This is a genomic window from Aequorivita sp. 609 (assembly GCF_014212065.1).
Taxonomy (GTDB): Bacteria; Bacteroidota; Bacteroidia; order Flavobacteriales; family Flavobacteriaceae; genus Aequorivita; species Aequorivita sinensis.
This window is the reverse complement of record NZ_JACJVM010000003.1, coordinates 99,162-114,112: the sequence shown is the minus strand read 5'-3', so window position 1 is coordinate 114,112 and position 14,951 is coordinate 99,162. Positions and strand designations below refer to the sequence as shown.

Annotated in this window: 13 protein-coding genes; 5 read left to right on the top strand and 8 right to left on the bottom strand. The window is 32.1% G+C overall.

Annotation, left to right across the window (positions count from 1 at the left end; all coding sequences use genetic code 11):
- Positions 1-9: 9 nt before the first annotated feature.
- The 4 genes from H4O20_RS01585 to H4O20_RS01570 all read right to left on the bottom strand — a co-directional run bounded on the left by H4O20_RS01585 (position 10) and on the right by H4O20_RS01570 (position 4,750).
- The gene (locus H4O20_RS01585) at positions 10-318 is read right to left on the bottom strand and encodes a 2TM domain-containing protein (protein WP_139854469.1); all 309 of its coding nucleotides are present in this window, start codon (positions 316-318) and stop codon (positions 10-12) included.
- Between the two features lie 97 nt (positions 319-415).
- Complete coding sequence (locus H4O20_RS01580) at positions 416-1,744, bottom strand: 2TM domain-containing protein (protein WP_185098074.1); 1,329 nt, start codon at positions 1,742-1,744, stop codon at positions 416-418.
- A gap of 69 nt (positions 1,745-1,813) precedes the next feature.
- Positions 1,814-2,473 (bottom strand): hypothetical protein, encoded by a 660-nt coding sequence (locus tag H4O20_RS01575; RefSeq protein ID WP_185098073.1) that lies wholly within the window; start codon positions 2,471-2,473, stop codon positions 1,814-1,816.
- Positions 2,474-2,596: 123 nt separating this feature from the next.
- Complete coding sequence (locus H4O20_RS01570) at positions 2,597-4,750, bottom strand: TonB-dependent receptor (protein ID WP_185098072.1); 2,154 nt, start codon at positions 4,748-4,750, stop codon at positions 2,597-2,599.
- Between the two features lie 301 nt (positions 4,751-5,051).
- Between H4O20_RS01570 and H4O20_RS01565 the strand changes: the two genes are divergently transcribed.
- A complete protein-coding gene (locus H4O20_RS01565) occupies positions 5,052-5,648 on the top strand; it encodes a YdeI family protein (RefSeq protein ID WP_185098071.1) in 597 nt (198 codons plus the stop codon).
- 26 nt (positions 5,649-5,674) lie between these two features.
- Positions 5,675-6,004, top strand: a complete 330-nt coding sequence (locus H4O20_RS01560; RefSeq protein WP_139854458.1) for a hypothetical protein — start codon at positions 5,675-5,677, stop codon at positions 6,002-6,004.
- A 15-nt stretch (positions 6,005-6,019) separates the two neighbouring features.
- On the opposite strand, the gene H4O20_RS01555 is transcribed toward H4O20_RS01560, so the two are convergent.
- Positions 6,020-7,291, bottom strand: coding sequence for an NAD(P)/FAD-dependent oxidoreductase (locus tag H4O20_RS01555; protein WP_185098070.1), 1,272 nt, complete (start codon positions 7,289-7,291; stop codon positions 6,020-6,022).
- Positions 7,292-7,402: 111 nt separating this feature from the next.
- Here H4O20_RS01555 and H4O20_RS01550 point away from each other — a divergent pair, with 111 nt between their 5' ends.
- The gene (locus H4O20_RS01550) at positions 7,403-7,897 is read left to right on the top strand and encodes an RNA polymerase sigma factor (protein ID WP_185098069.1); all 495 of its coding nucleotides are present in this window, start codon (positions 7,403-7,405) and stop codon (positions 7,895-7,897) included.
- A gap of 6 nt (positions 7,898-7,903) precedes the next feature.
- The gene (locus H4O20_RS01545) at positions 7,904-8,548 is read left to right on the top strand and encodes a hypothetical protein (protein ID WP_185098068.1); all 645 of its coding nucleotides are present in this window, start codon (positions 7,904-7,906) and stop codon (positions 8,546-8,548) included.
- A gap of 22 nt (positions 8,549-8,570) precedes the next feature.
- Here the strand turns inward: H4O20_RS01545 and H4O20_RS01540 are convergent, their stop codons facing one another.
- Together H4O20_RS01540 and H4O20_RS01535 are read right to left on the bottom strand one after the other, a co-directional pair.
- Positions 8,571-9,374 carry a 1-acyl-sn-glycerol-3-phosphate acyltransferase gene (locus H4O20_RS01540; RefSeq protein ID WP_139854450.1) on the bottom strand — a complete coding sequence of 268 codons (804 nt, stop codon included), beginning with the start codon at positions 9,372-9,374 and terminating at the stop codon, positions 8,571-8,573.
- 132 nt (positions 9,375-9,506) lie between these two features.
- A complete protein-coding gene (locus tag H4O20_RS01535) occupies positions 9,507-10,148 on the bottom strand; it encodes a CoA pyrophosphatase (protein WP_185098067.1) in 642 nt (213 codons plus the stop codon).
- A gap of 83 nt (positions 10,149-10,231) precedes the next feature.
- Between H4O20_RS01535 and H4O20_RS01530 the strand changes: the two genes are divergently transcribed.
- Positions 10,232-10,957 carry a peptidylprolyl isomerase gene (locus H4O20_RS01530; protein ID WP_185098066.1) on the top strand — a complete coding sequence of 242 codons (726 nt, stop codon included), beginning with the start codon at positions 10,232-10,234 and terminating at the stop codon, positions 10,955-10,957.
- A gap of 1,925 nt (positions 10,958-12,882) precedes the next feature.
- On the opposite strand, the gene tnpA is transcribed toward H4O20_RS01530, so the two are convergent.
- A complete protein-coding gene (gene tnpA / locus H4O20_RS01525; RefSeq protein ID WP_185098065.1) occupies positions 12,883-13,350 on the bottom strand; it encodes an IS200/IS605 family transposase in 468 nt (155 codons plus the stop codon).
- Between the last annotated feature and the right edge of the window lie 1,601 nt (positions 13,351-14,951).

Sequence of the window (14,951 nt, the reverse complement as noted above, 5' to 3'; positions counted from 1 at the left end):
TTAATATGATTAAAACTCGCTTTTATTTTCTCGTCTTTTCTCTTCTTCCATATACTGCTTAATCTTACGATTCTCCCAGTCTTTACCCATAAATGGTGCCCATTTAAATACTTTTATAGCTTGGAAAAAAATTCCGATTCCCCATCCAAAAGCAGCCCATAAAAACCAAGGATTTTTAAATTCGTTTACATAATAATTTAGTCCCGCTAAGGCACAAATGAAAATAACATACATCGCAACATTAGTGTAAAACTTTTTCATTTCCTCTACACGACGTTTTGCCTTGATATATTTATAATCTTCTTTATTTATTTCCATAACTGTAATTTTAAACCTTATCTTAAAAGTACCGAATATTGAGCTCGCTATAAAGAGAAAAACACCGAAGCGTCAATATTAGGCGACGAATTGTATTTTATTCATCTTTACTCATTAGTTCACGAATTTTTCTTTCTTCCCAAGACTTGCTAAAAAACGGATTGTATTTAAATGTTTCTGATGCGTGACCTATTACTCCAAATCCCCATCCAAAAATTGGAAATAACGCCCAAGGAAATCCTGCATGTGAAATTATATTTAAGTAAATAAGTACTGGAATAAAAAACACGAAAATAGCTAAATGCACATAAAACCATTTTAGCTTCTCCACTCGCTTTTGAGCTTGTTTAAATTTCTTTTCTGAAATATATATTTTTGATGAATTCATAACTTCAAAGTTTTCTGTTAATATTGGTATTGCAACACTAAACTCCTCTTGATTTTTACTAATAGTAACGGGTTGCTTAGTAAGAAGCGCATACCTTTCTCGAATGTTTCGCAGCCCCAAACCTGTGCTTTGTTTTAAAACTTGCTTAGGCTGAATGTTATTGGTTATCATTAAAACCCCATCTTTTTCTGTTATAGTAATATGAAGTTTTTTCGATGGCATAACTTGATTGTGTTTTACAGCATTTTCCAACAGTAATTGCAGCGATAATGGCACCACCTTCGCTTGCGAATTTTTTAAATGTTGTGGTGTATTAAAAATGATGCTATCCTCAAATCTCACTGCTAAAAGAGACATGTAGAGTTCGGCAAACTTTAGTTCTTCTTCTAGGGTAACCAGCTCTTTATTCTTTTGTTCTAGAACATAGCGATATACTTTTGAAAGCGAAGTTGTAAAACGAGTAGCTGCTTCTGGATTTTCTTCAATTAAACTAGTAAGTACGTTCAGGCTATTAAAGAGAAAATGAGGATCTAATTGATTTTTTAGAGCATCGAACTTTGCTGATGCTGTTCCAGCAATTAATTTTTGTTCGGTTACAATGGATTGCTGTTTATTTCGATAGTAATAAAAAGAATAAAATATTGCAGTAATTACTACAGAAATAATGAATGAGAGATAATAGTAATCAATCTTTTCAGAAGAAATAAATACTGAAAAATCTTTTCCTTCTATTCCTACTTGTGTTATTATTCGAATAACAAATAGCGCTACTAATGTAACTAAAACACCTCCTAAAAGCCCTTTTAAAAGGTTTTTAGTTTTAAAGACTTGATTGGGAAATGTCTTGAGTAAAAACCCAAAATAGTATGCATTAGCCAAATATAGAATTACAGAATATAATTGGTTGTACGAAAAAGCAATTAGCAGCTGACGACCATTTTTAAAGAAATGTCCATTTATATGTTGAATTATCACAAGAATGATAAACACAATAGTCCCTACAAAAAATGCTTTCCCTATGTCTTTAAAAATGCGCATTGAATGATTATTTTAAAAATTATACACAAGAATATCAGTTAATTAATAATCTTGAAATTAGGAAAAGTTTTACTTACAGCTTTCTGCAACAATTTGCTTTGCTCTTTCTTCACCATAGGTTGGGTAGAACTCTCCTTCGGGTTTAAAAGTAGCAAAAAGTTCTATCGCTCGCTGAAGGTCTTTGCAGTAAGTATCTATTGTTTGATTAAAATATTTCGCACTTCCTATATCCCACTCAGCTTTAGCCAAGATCATTCTTGGATTTTCTGGAGCGATAGCTAAAGCCTGATTGTAAAGCGCCGCCGCTTTTGGAGAATAAGTCATTCCGTATTGCTGCCCATCAAAAACTATCCAGGCGGTATACAACTGTGCTTGCAGCACTAATAATTCAGGATTACCTTTTGATATAGCTGTAGCATCATTTATAAAATTCTGTGCTTTGTCTAGTTGTGCTTTCAACTTCGCTGCGTCTTTTTCTGTGAAACTATTTATAACATTTATTTGAGCTACATAATAAGGCGGCAGCCATTTGTCTGTTTCTGCTGTTGCAATTCTTTCAAACATATTGGCTGCTTCCCAAGATTTATCTTCCTGCCAAATCTTAAATGCTTTTTGCATACCTTGTTGGTATTTGGTTGGTTCCGAAACTTCTGATGAAGTTGTTTGAGCCTCTACCTGCATAAAAAAAGCAGTTAAGACTATACTTAAGTAAGTGAGTACGTTTTGCATAATTGATATTTTAGTTTTGGTTTAAAGTTTGATTATTATTCAAATTTCATTTAATACTTCTATTATTTAAAAATGAAACAACCGAAATGTAGATTACATTGACTGAATTGTAATATTAAACTCCTACAGATTATCTAGTTGATTATTTTTCCCGTCTTCACTAATAGTCCAAAAGAAACCAACAAAAAAGAATTGATCTGCTGCTGGAAGTAATTTCCTTCTAGCAAAATTCCCATTGGCATCAGGAGTATTTGCGTACTGATATCCATTCACATTTTTAAAAGCGAAAGCATTGTTTATGGAGAAATAAAGTATCTTTTGTTGCGATAATAAATACGCCCAGTTTAAACTTACACTGTTATAATCTCTTGTTTTTTTCTGAAGAAAGCCAGGCGAATTTAAATCGGTGTAAGTTCTACCACTGCCGTATTGATAGCTAAATCCTATCTGACTTTTCCAATCGTCAATCCAATATTTTGCAACAACCGAAAGATTATGTGTATTTGCAAAGTTTGGTGTGGCCTTAATTGGGTAGTATTTATATTTTCTTTCGGTATCCAAATATGAATAGCTTACCCAATAATCTACATTCTTTATACTTTCGTTATCACGCCAGAAAACATCCAATCCTTGGGCATAGCCATTTCCTGTATTATCAAATAAACTATTTACATCGGGAATGGTTTCGTTGTATGTTACAAGCTTATTGTATTGCTTTCTGTACAACTCAGCACGAAATATTCTATTGTTTGCAGCATATTGATAATTCAGTATGTAGTGTTGGGTGTGTTGAGCTTCTACGTCTGTAGTAAACTTTAAAATTTCATTATCTGGTTGTTGAAAGAAATCTCCATAAGCTAATGAAAGCTGACTATTTTTACCTGTTTTAAAAGCAAATGATACTCTAGGTGAAACTGTAACTTCCTTAAACAATTCACTATACTCCCCACGAGCACCTAGTTTTAATGCAAGTTTTCGTGAGAAAATGATATCTGCTTCGGTGAAAAAGGCAGACACATTATTTTTAAACCCAATATTTGCTGAAAAATCAGACGCATTATATTTTTCATCAAAATCGGTAAGAAACTGTTCCACACCAAAATTCAGTTTGAAATAATTACTAAAACGTTTGTTGAGTTTTAATTTTAAATGTGCCGAATTTTCAACATCCTTTATATGTGCTTTATCGATGTTTACCTTTGTATTTGCGTATGTATAACTCCCACCTCCAAAAATTGACCAACCTTTATTAAGTTTTTCAGAGTAACTAGCATTAGTATAGAAGTTCTTATTATTCAACTTAAAATACAAGCCTTCTGCTAGATTAATATCTTCTTGTGTTAGTTCAAAATTTGAAGAGTCGAAAGCGCCATAAACCTTTAATAATCCGTCTCCAATTTTTTGTCTAAAAACAGCCTCTCCAGAAGCTGTTTCAAAGGGTTTTTCCCAAGTGTTTCTATCAGGAAGCACAGCAATGTAAGGAGCAAGATTTATATAAGATGTATTCAGACTCAATGATGAATTATTCCACTTCTCGGTGTGTCCTACCCCTCCACCAACACTCATAATAGCAATATTTGTCTTTTCCTGTACAGGTTCGTCTATGGTATTCAATAGTAAGACTGAGGATAACGCTTGTCCGTATTCTGCAGAATAACCTCCAGTAGAAAATGTTATGCCATCAAACAAAAAGGGACTGTATCTTCCGCGAGTTGGGATGTTATTGGTTGTAGGGCTATAGGGTGTAAAAACTCGAATACCATCAATAAAGATTTGCGTTTCACCTGCATCTCCACCACGGACAAAAAGGCGTCCATCCTCAGCAACGGTTGTAGTTCCTGGAAGCGTTTGTAATGCTCCTACAAAATCACCAACCGCACTTGCGGTTGTTACTATATCCATCGGCTTTAAAACAGAAATTTTACTATTATCACCCGCTGAAAAGGAGCCTGCAGAAATTGTTACTGTTTCTAAAGAATTTACATCGTCACGCAGAACAACTTTAAGATTTTTTAGTTTCGAAACGTCATCAATCATTGTAAATGTTTCAAATGAAACATAGGATACAGTTAAGGTTTGTACTCCAGTTTCGGTAGTTTCAAATGTGAAATTTCCATTTTGATCTGATGTAGTACCATCATAAGTTCCGGTTAAATAAACATTTGCCCCAAATATTGGAACACCTTTTTTATCGGTTACTATTCCCGAAATTTTACTCTGTGCAAAAAAGGAAAATGGAAAGAGAATTATTAGAAAAAAAACTACTGAAACTTTCATCTAATGGTGGATTTTGATTTACGGTTCAAAGATGAATTTTCCACACGGCATTTCTGAATAAAACAATCTGAACTGTAAAAAAACATAGCTCAATTGTAATTCAAATTTCTTTTTAGATTTTAAAAATTCACATTAAATTGATAATCAACACACAAGCTACGAATTATCCTTAAAACGTTTATAATTAATACTTTATTCTATTTTGTAAAATTCAAATTTCTGATATGGTTGTTTTGCTTCTATCATCCATAGTCCGAACAAAAAAAGAATTATTGTATCTTCGGTTTAAATCAATCTTAAAATGACAGATTCAGAAAAAGTAGATATTTTCATCCATAAACAGACAAAGTGGAAAGATAAGCTTCAACTTCTACGCAGTGTTATTCAACAAACCGAATTGAAGGAAGAAGTGAAATGGGGCAAACCAACTTACACCCTTAATGGAAAATTAGTAGTTGCTATGGCTGATTTCAAAAATCATTTAGCACTTTGGTTTCATCAAGGTGTGTTTTTAAAGGATGAAGCTAAAACCCTTATTAATGCCCAAGAAGGAGTAACTAAAGCCTTAAGGCAATGGCGTTTTAAACAAGATGATGAAATTAATCCCAAACTCATTTTACAATATGTAGAAGAAGCAATTGAAAACGCTAAGGCCGGTAAAGAAATAAAGCCTGTTAAGAAAAAAAATGTTTCAATACCTCTTTTACTTAAAAGCGCATTGGCAACTGACAAAGTCTTAAAAGAAAGCTTTAACAAACTAACCCCTGGTAGGCAAAGAGAATATGCTGAATATATCGGTGAAGCTAAACGAGAAGCAACCCAACTGAAACGCCTAGATAAGTCTAGTGAATTAATTAAAAAAGGCGTTGGATTACACGATAAATATAAAAATTGCTAAGAAAATAACTCCTAATCTAATTAATTATGAAAACAGATACTTACACCAAGACTATTTTAACAATCATCGCAATTTGTTTAACTTTTAACGTAGTGAAAGATTTGAATCTAATTCCTTCTGCTTATGCTAACAAAAGCAAAGAAATTGAACCTATAAATAATGTAATGGATGTACGTTTAGTGGACATTAATACTTACGACCAACTTAATGTCAATCTAAAGAGCATTGACACTTACGATGAAATGAAAGTAAATATAAAAAAGGTTGAAACCTCAAATGCATTAGATGTGAATATAAAAGAAGTTGGAGGGAGATGGATAACAAGTGGAAGCCCGATTCCTGTAAAAGTTAAGTAATTCTTTAAAGTTATTTTATTTTTTGAAAGGCCTAATAATTAATCTGGCAGCTTTATCGTAATTGATATAACTGTAGGTCCAATTAAAAAAAGTTACCACTCTATTTCTAAAGCCAACTAAAAACCACAAGTGAACAAACATCCATAAAAACCAGGCTATTGCACCTCCAAAGTGTAATTTCCCTATATCTACAACTGCCTTGTTTCTTCCAACGGTAGCCATAGTCCCTTTGTCGTTATATTTAAAAGGTTTCATATTTTTGCCATTCAGCATTTTTTTAAAATTATCTCCCAAGTTCTTTCCTTGTTGGATTGCGGGTTGGGCTACTTGGGGATGACCTTTAGGAAAGTCTTTGGTCTCCATTAATGCTATATCTCCTAAGGCATAAATGTTTTCAAAACCTTCAACCTTATTAAATTCGTCTACCTTATACCTATTTGCTTTTTCAATTAAAGCTTTTCCATCAATACCTTTTATTAATGCTCCAGTTACCCCTGCAGCCCATATAAATGTTGCAGTTTCAAAGGTTTTTCCATCTTTTGTAGTTACCGTTTTCCCATCATAACTACTAATAAAAGTTTCTAAATGAAGTTCAACACCAAGTTTTTCTAAAAATTTTTGTGCTTTCTTTGAAACCTGTTTACTCATTGGTGGCAATACCCTATCCTGCCCTTCAATAAGGTGAACATTCATTTCTTTTTCGTCTATATCGGGATAATCGAACTCCAAAATACCTTTTCTAAATTCGGCTAAAGCTCCTGCTAACTCAACACCCGTAGGACCAGCACCAGCAATCACAAAATTTAGCAGCCGTTTTCTTTCTTTTTCATCCGTAGTAATATCGGCTTTCTCAATATTTTGTAGCATCAAACTTCGGATATTTAAAGCTTGAGGAACTGCCTTCATCGGCATACTGTTTTCAGCTATACTATCATTCCCAAAATAATTTGTGCGCGTACCAGTCGCAATTATTAAGTAATCATAAGTTAGACTACCTATAGAGGTGTAGATAGTATTTTCTTCAGTATTAATACGTTCGACCTCAGCCAATCTAAAGTGAAAATCAAGATTTTTCCTAAAAATTTTCCGAAGTGGATATGCTATAGAGTCTGGTTCAAGACCAGCTGTAGAAACTTGATACAACAATGGCTGAAAAGTATGGTAGTTATGTCTGTCAAAAAGTACAATTTGTAGATTTTCATTCCTAAGCTTTTTTATAAAGGAAACTCCAGCAAATCCGCCTCCTATCACAATTATACGCTGCTTTTTGGTTTTAGGAATATTCATAGTTTTAATTTTTATTAAAGTTACAAATTGTTAGGATGCTTCATTTAATTTTTATGACTTTTGTAACAAAGCTAAACTAGCATATACTAACCTATTACCAACAAAATAACTTTGAACAAAGAGCTGGAACATAGTTTTGTCACTCAAATCGAGGAAAATCAAAACATTGTACATAAAATTTGCAGGTTATACACCAACGACAGTGAAGCGCACAACGATCTGTTTCAGGAAATAACCATTCAATTATGGCGTGCATATCCAAAGTTTAGAGGAGATAGTAAGTTTAGCACTTGGATGTACAGAGTTGCTCTAAATACAGCAATTACACTTTATAGAAAATCGAAAAGAACCATAAAAACACAAGATTTTGAAGGAGTTAGTTTTAAAATTTCTTCCGAACCTTATGACGATACTACCGAACAACAACTAAAATTAATGTATCGTGCTGTTAAAGATTTAAACGATATAGACAAAGCGCTTGTCTTTCTTTACTTAGAAGACAAGAATTACAAAGAAATTTCCGAAACACTAGGTATTAGTGAGGTAAATGCAAGAGTGAAGATGAACAGAATAAAAGGAAAATTAAAAAACATTTTAAATCCGTAGATTATAATGGATGAATTAGAACTTTTAAAAAAACAATGGCAAAGCCGCGAGCAGGATTTGCCACATTTGAGTTTTAACGATATTTATAAAATGTTGTTGAAAAGGTCATCTTCCATTGTGAAGTGGATTTTCTATATCAGTATCGCTGAAATTATTTTTTGGACAATTTTATCATTCTTAGTACCAGAATCGAACACTAAGTTTAATAATGATATTGGGATTAACAATACCCTTATTGTTGTAAACATCCTCAACTATTCAGTATTTGGAGTATTTATCTATTTGTTTTATAAAAATTATCGAAAAATATCGATAACCGACTCTGTTAAGGAGCTGATGCAGAATATTTTACGCGCACGTAAAACTGTGAAGTACTTTGTAATTTACAATGTAACTGCTACAGCATTATTACTTATCTGTGTTAATTTTTATTACTACCTAAACCAAGATATAGTTTTCAAATATATGGTTGAAGATTTTGGTTTAAGTAATGTTACTCAAGAAAAGTTTATGAGTATGTTTTTTTTAAGCCAAATATTAATTGGAACCGTACTGATAGTACTAATACTATTATTCTACAGAATTATTTATGGTATCTTAATGAAAAGATTATACAAGAATTATAAAGAGTTAGAAAAAATAGAATTATAAAAATATCTACCTAAAACTTCTCTTAATAGCGCCACTGTCTTTCCTTGTTAAGTTCTTCTTCACTCTGAATTTCTTCAGAAGGAATCACTTTAAGAAATGAAGGATGTTGCTCTATAGCGTACTCTAATTTCTCTACTATTTCTTGAATGGTATCGTTTTCATAATCGAATTCTAAAGGTTTTTTAATATCCATACTTTGAAGGATACCACGCTTTTTAATCCGAAGTCCTTTTTTATCAAAAGACCTTCTAAAACCATCAATTACAATAGGAACTACTACTGGTTTGTTCTTTTTTATAATGTGTGCTGTACCGCGACGAATAGGCTTCCAAGGCTTTGTTGTTCCCTGTGGAAAAGTAATAACCCAACCATCATTTAGCGCTTTTGTGATGTTGCTAACATCACTCATTTTTACTTGTTTATTTACTTCCTTTCCTTTTTCACGCCAAGTTCTTTCAATACTAATCGATCCGGCATAAGCAAGAATCTTAGGCAGTAATCCAGCCTTCATCGTTTCTTTTGCTGCAACAAAATAAATATTGAGTTTAGGACGCCATAAATAACCAACGTTTTTAATACTATCCTCTCTTCCGCTTAAACTAGCATTAAAGACGTGAAGCATGGCTGCAACATCGGCAAAATATGTTTGGTGATTACTTACAAAGAGGACATTAGTATCTGGAAGATCTTTTATAATCTCACTTCCATGAATTTTTAGCTCATTAAACCCTTTAAAACGTCTATGAGTTAAAACTCCAGCTATGCGTATAAGCCAAAGTTTAAAAAAAATTATATGCCCGAATGGGTTCTTTTTAAAAAGACTCATTTATCAGTTCAGTTTCGTTAAATGCAAACAATGAATAATTGCAGAAAACAGTTGATAGACTGTTTACTTTTATACTGCAATACACTTATTAACAATCAAGTTGATTAAACGCAAATATACTAAAATATGCTTTTATAGAGCTTTTTTAAGCATTTCTCGCACCTCATTGAGCATCATTGCAGTAGCACCCCATACTATATAACCATTTAGATTAAAAGCTGGCACACTTATGCTTGTAGCGTAAGAAGTGGATAGTGTTTGAGTAATTATATTTTCATCATTCATAAAATCGTGTAAAGTTACTTCAATCAAAGCTTCAACCTCTTTTTCTTCAGCTACAAATTTTGGAGGCTCCGTTGTAATTCCTAAGAATGGTTGCACAAAAAAATTACTCGGAGGAATATAAATTTCTGTAAGTTCTTTTAATACCGAAATAGTATTTCTAGAAACTCCAACCTCCTCTTCTGTTTCGCGAAGTGCAGCATCTTGCAACGAATTGTCTACAGCTTCAAGCTTTCCACCAGGAAAACCTACTTGTGCAGAATGCACCCCCTTATAAGTCTTCCGAAGTATTAGTATTAAACGTGTTTCTAACGTTTCTGTAGGATAAAACAACGACATTACTCCGGCTTTTTTTGCAGTATTTTTAAGTCTAGCGGTTTCTTTTAGCTCCTTTAATCGCTCTTCAGGCGCCATTTTAAACTGCACTGCTTCACCTGGAAGTTCCATTTTTCTTACTTTTACAATTCGTTTTTCAAACTCACGGAAATTCATTTATAAAATACCTATTAATTATTAAACTACGAAGATGAATAATTTGAACATTACATCTTCAATTTTATCAAATATTTAATTAAATGAAAAAGAAATTTATTGTCTACTTCGCCTATCTAGCTATTGGCTGTGTAATATTTGCAAGTTGTGAAGATAAGAAAAAGACAACTGAAACTGTAGTTGAAACTAAAACCAAAAAAGAGGTTGAAGTTGAAGATGAAACTAAAGTTGAAAATGATAAAAAGAATGATTATCCAAAAATAACAAATGAAAACGTAGTTGAGTTTTTAACCGAATACGGAAAAACCAATCCTGAAACGAAGGTTTTAATCACAAGTAGATATGGTGACATTGTAATTGAGCTGTATAAAGACACTCCCTTACATCGAGCAAATTTCATTTATTTAGTAAAGCAAAAGTATTTTGATGAAACCTTTTTTCATCGTGTGGTTCCTAATTTTATAATTCAGGCTGGAAATAGTGATTTAGTTTCTACACCTCGTAAACGAGCTGCCATAGGCAACGAGTATTTACTACCCGCAGAAATTATTCCTGGTAGAATTCACCAATATGGAACTGTTTCTGGAGCTAAAGAATACCGTGAAAATCCTGACCACAGAACAGCGCCTTATGAGTTTTTTATATTCCACGGCCCTAAGTCTTCAACCTCACATTTAAATGGAAAGTACACCGTTTTTGGAAACGTTATTAAAGGGATGGATGTAGTGGAAAAAATTTCAAATGTAAAAGCAGACGATGGCGATTGGCCATTAGAAAACATTTATATTTCTGCGAAGGTTGTTGAATAATCGTCAAAGATTTATTTAATTATAATATATAGCAAGATTGTGAATATAAGACCCCAACGGGGTCGAAAGCTAAACAAAACATATACTCTATAAACATATGAACCTTACGGGTTCTTTTTAATAATTAATAATCATTAGTGCCAGATTCTCTAAAAAAACAAAGGAAATCAGTTTAAATCCCGAAGGGATTACATATTTATAACAATAGGTTTCAAAAAAACACTCGACCCAAACGGCGTCGAGAGCTAAACAAAACATATATTTTATAAACATTTGAACCTTACGGGCTCTTTATAATAATTAATAATCCTTGGTTCCAAATTCTTTAAAAAACAAAGGTAATCAGTTTAAATCCCGAAGGGATTACATATTTATAACAATAGGTTTCAAAAAAACACTCGACCCTAACGGGGTCGAATACACCCGCCTTACATATTTATAGAAATTTAAACTATAAGGTATCTGAATTTTAGGCAAGAGTTTCAAATTGAGAAAAAAACAAGGTTTTATAAGTCTGCTTATTCACGCCGGCAATCAAGTTAAAACCCGAAAAGATTATATAATTATGACAAACAGCAAGATCGTGAATATAACAACCCAACGGCGTCGAGAGCTAAACAAAACATATATTTTATAAACATTTGAACCTTACGGGCTCTTTATAATAATTAATAATCCTTGGTTCCAAATTCTTTAAAAAATAAAGGTAATCAGTTTAAATCCCGAAGGGATTACATATTTATAACAATAGGTTTCAAAAAACACTCGACCCTAACGGGGTCGAAAGCTAAACAAAACATATACTCTATAAACATATGAACCTTACGGGGTCTTTATAATAATTAATAATCATTAGTGCCAAGTTCTTTAAAGAACAAAGGAAATCAGTTCAAATCCCGAAGGGATTACATATTTATAACAATAGGTTTCAAAAAGAAACACTCGACCCCAACGGGGTCGAATACACCCGCCTTACATATTTATAGAAATTTTAACTATAAGGTATCTGAATTTTAGGCAAGAGTTTCAAATTGAGAAAAAAAACAAGGTTTTATAAGTCTGCTTATTCACGCCGGCAATCAAGTTAAAACCCGAAAAGATTATATAATTATGACAAACAGCAAGATCGTGAATATAACAACCCAACGGCGTCGAAAGCTAAACAAAACATATACTCTATAAACATATGAACCTTACGGGGTCTTTATAATAATTAATAATCATTAGTGCCAAGTTCTTTAAAGAACAAAGGAAATCAGTTCAAATCCCGAAGGGATTACATATTTATAACAATAGGTTTCAAAAAAAAACACTCGACCCCCAACGGAGTCGAAAGCTAAACAAAACATATACTCTATAAACATATGAACCTTACGGGGTCTTTATAATAATTAATAATCATTAGTGCCAAGTTCTTTAAAGAACAAAGGAAATCAGTTTAAATCCCGAAGGGATTACATATTTATAACAATAGGTTTCAAAAAAAAACACTCGACCCAAACGGGGTCGAATACACCCGCCTTACATATTTATAGAAATTTTAAATATAAGGTATCTGAATTTTAGGCAAGAGTTTCAAATTGAGAAAAAAACAAGGTTTTATAAGTCTGCTTATTCACGCCGGCAATCAAGTTAAAACCCGAAAAGGTTATATAATTATGACAAACAGCAAGATCGTGAATATAACAACCCAACGGCGTCGAGAGCTAAACAAAACATATATTTTATAAACATTTGAACCTTATGGGCTCTTTATAATAATTAATAATACTTGGTTCCAAATTCTTTAAAAAACAAAGGTAATCAGTTTAAATCCCGAAGGGATTACATATTTATAACAATAGGTTTCAAAAAAACACTCGACCCAAACGGGGTCGAATACAATCGCCATAAATATTTTCTACAAACACCTGAACAACTTGGAGCTAATAATCAATCCATTTAAAAAGATAATCTTCTTTAAAATCAACGTTAAATTTCTTCATAAATAAAACATATTCCTCCCGAAATGATAATTTTTTATGATGTTCCTTCTGTCTTTGAATATATGCAATTACATTATCTAACGCAGAATGGCTATAAGAAAAAGCACCATATCCTTCTTGCCATTCAAATTTATATTTGATAAATCTTTTTTCGTTTATAAACTTATTAGAAGATTTTTTGATTTCTCTTACTAAATCAGATAGACAACAAGATGGTTTCATTCCAATCAAAAAATGAATATGATCATGAACCCCATTAATAGCCAGCATTTTTTGATTTTTGTTTTGTACTATTCCTGTAATGTATTTATATAATTCATCTTCCCAAGACGGCAATATCAAACAGTTTCTACCTTTTACGGCAAAAACAACCTGAATATAAATTTGAGAAAAAGTCCCGGCCCCCATGGAATTAAATTTACTTTTTAAAAATACATCATTTAGTTTAATTCCGAAATATTCAATAGCTTAAATTAAAGATAACACCTTAAAATCGTGACTATTAGAATTAATCACTACAATTAACCTTTTTTCTAAAAACATTTGAACCTTTAGTGTTAGAAATAATATTATGAAAACTAATTCTTAAAAATTCATTTTTATAATTACTGTCAATCATTTGAATAAGTATTATTTTAAACACTTGTGCCAATTATAAAAACACATGATTAACTAAAAAAGCTTTACTTAAAATAAATCCCAAAGGATTAAATATTTATAAACCACCGTAAAAGCATAAAAATACGACCCCAACGGGGTCGGATACCATTACTAACCATATTTCTATAAACATTGGAACCCCAAGGGTTCTTAATCAGAAATTTTAATTGGTACTAAACCCAAATTTTGAAGAAAAATAACGTCAACTATTTGCACGTCTAATCAATGTAAATGCAGTTTATTTAAATCCCAAAGGGATACTATATTTATAATAATAGGTTCCAAAAAAATCACGCGACCCCAACGGGGTCGAATATCATTTCTAACATTTTTCTATAAACATTGGAACCCCAAGGGTTCTTAATCAGAAATTTTAATTGGTACTGAACCCAAATTTTGAAGAAAAATAACGTCAACTATTTACACATCTAATCAATGAAAAATGCAGTTTATTTAAATCCCAAAGGGATTAAATATTTATAAACCTCCGTAAAAGCATAAGAATACGACCCCAACGGGGTCGGATACCATTATTAACCATATTTCTATAAACATTCGAACCGCAAGGGTTTTTAATCAGAAATTTTAATTGGTACTAAACCCAATTTTTGAAGAAAAATAACGTCAACTATTTACACATCTAATTAATGAAAAATGCAGTTTATTTAAATCCCAAAGGATTAAATATTTATAAACCTCCGTAAAAGCATAAGAATACGACCCCAACGGGGTCGGATACCATTACTAACCATATTTCTATAAACATTAGAACCCCAAGGGTTCTTAATCAGAAATTTTAATTAGTACTGAACCCAAATTTTGAAGAAAAATAACGTCAAGTATTGAACTCGTTTAATCAATGAAAAATGCAGTTTATTTAAATCCCAAAGGGATAATATATTTATAATAATAGGTTCCAAAAAAATCACGCGACCCCAACGGGGTCGAATATCATTTCTAACATTTTTCTATAAACATTCCAACCACAAGGATTCTTAATAAGAAATTTTAATTGGCACTAAATCCAAGTTTTGAAGAAAAATAACGTCAACTATTTACACATCTAATCAATGAAAAATGCAGTTTATTTAAATCCCAAAGGGATAATATATTTATAATAATAGGTTCCAAAAAAATCACGCGACCCCAACGGGGTCGGATACCATTACTAACCATATTTCTATAAACATTAGAACCCCAAGGGTTCTTAATCAGAAATTTTAATTGGTACTGAACCCAAATTTTGAAGAAAAATAACGTCAACTATTTACACGTCTAATCAATGTAAATGCAGTTTATTCAAATCCCAAAGGGATTAAATATTTATAAACCTCCGTAAAAGCATAAGA

Excerpts from the sequence above, each read along its gene's own strand:
- H4O20_RS01560 (WP_139854458.1), top strand. The coding sequence starts at position 5,675 with ATGAAAACAGATACTTACACCAAGACTATTTTAACAATCATCGCAATT.
- H4O20_RS01535 (WP_185098067.1), bottom strand. The coding sequence starts at position 10,148 with ATGAATTTCCGTGAGTTTGAAAAACGAATTGTAAAAGTAAGAAAAATG.
- H4O20_RS01540 (WP_139854450.1), bottom strand. The coding sequence starts at position 9,374 with ATGAGTCTTTTTAAAAAGAACCCATTCGGGCATATAATTTTTTTTAAA.
- H4O20_RS01570 (WP_185098072.1), bottom strand. The coding sequence starts at position 4,750 with ATGAAAGTTTCAGTAGTTTTTTTTCTAATAATTCTCTTTCCATTTTCC.
- H4O20_RS01585 (WP_139854469.1), bottom strand. The coding sequence starts at position 318 with ATGGAAATAAATAAAGAAGATTATAAATATATCAAGGCAAAACGTCGT.
- tnpA (WP_185098065.1), bottom strand. The coding sequence starts at position 13,350 with ATGGGGGCCGGGACTTTTTCTCAAATTTATATTCAGGTTGTTTTTGCC.
- H4O20_RS01575 (WP_185098073.1), bottom strand. The coding sequence starts at position 2,473 with ATGCAAAACGTACTCACTTACTTAAGTATAGTCTTAACTGCTTTTTTT.
- H4O20_RS01580 (WP_185098074.1), bottom strand. The coding sequence starts at position 1,744 with ATGCGCATTTTTAAAGACATAGGGAAAGCATTTTTTGTAGGGACTATT.
- H4O20_RS01555 (WP_185098070.1), bottom strand. The coding sequence starts at position 7,291 with ATGAATATTCCTAAAACCAAAAAGCAGCGTATAATTGTGATAGGAGGC.
- H4O20_RS01565 (WP_185098071.1), top strand. The coding sequence starts at position 5,052 with ATGACAGATTCAGAAAAAGTAGATATTTTCATCCATAAACAGACAAAG.
- H4O20_RS01530 (WP_185098066.1), top strand. The coding sequence starts at position 10,232 with ATGAAAAAGAAATTTATTGTCTACTTCGCCTATCTAGCTATTGGCTGT.
- H4O20_RS01545 (WP_185098068.1), top strand. The coding sequence starts at position 7,904 with ATGGATGAATTAGAACTTTTAAAAAAACAATGGCAAAGCCGCGAGCAG.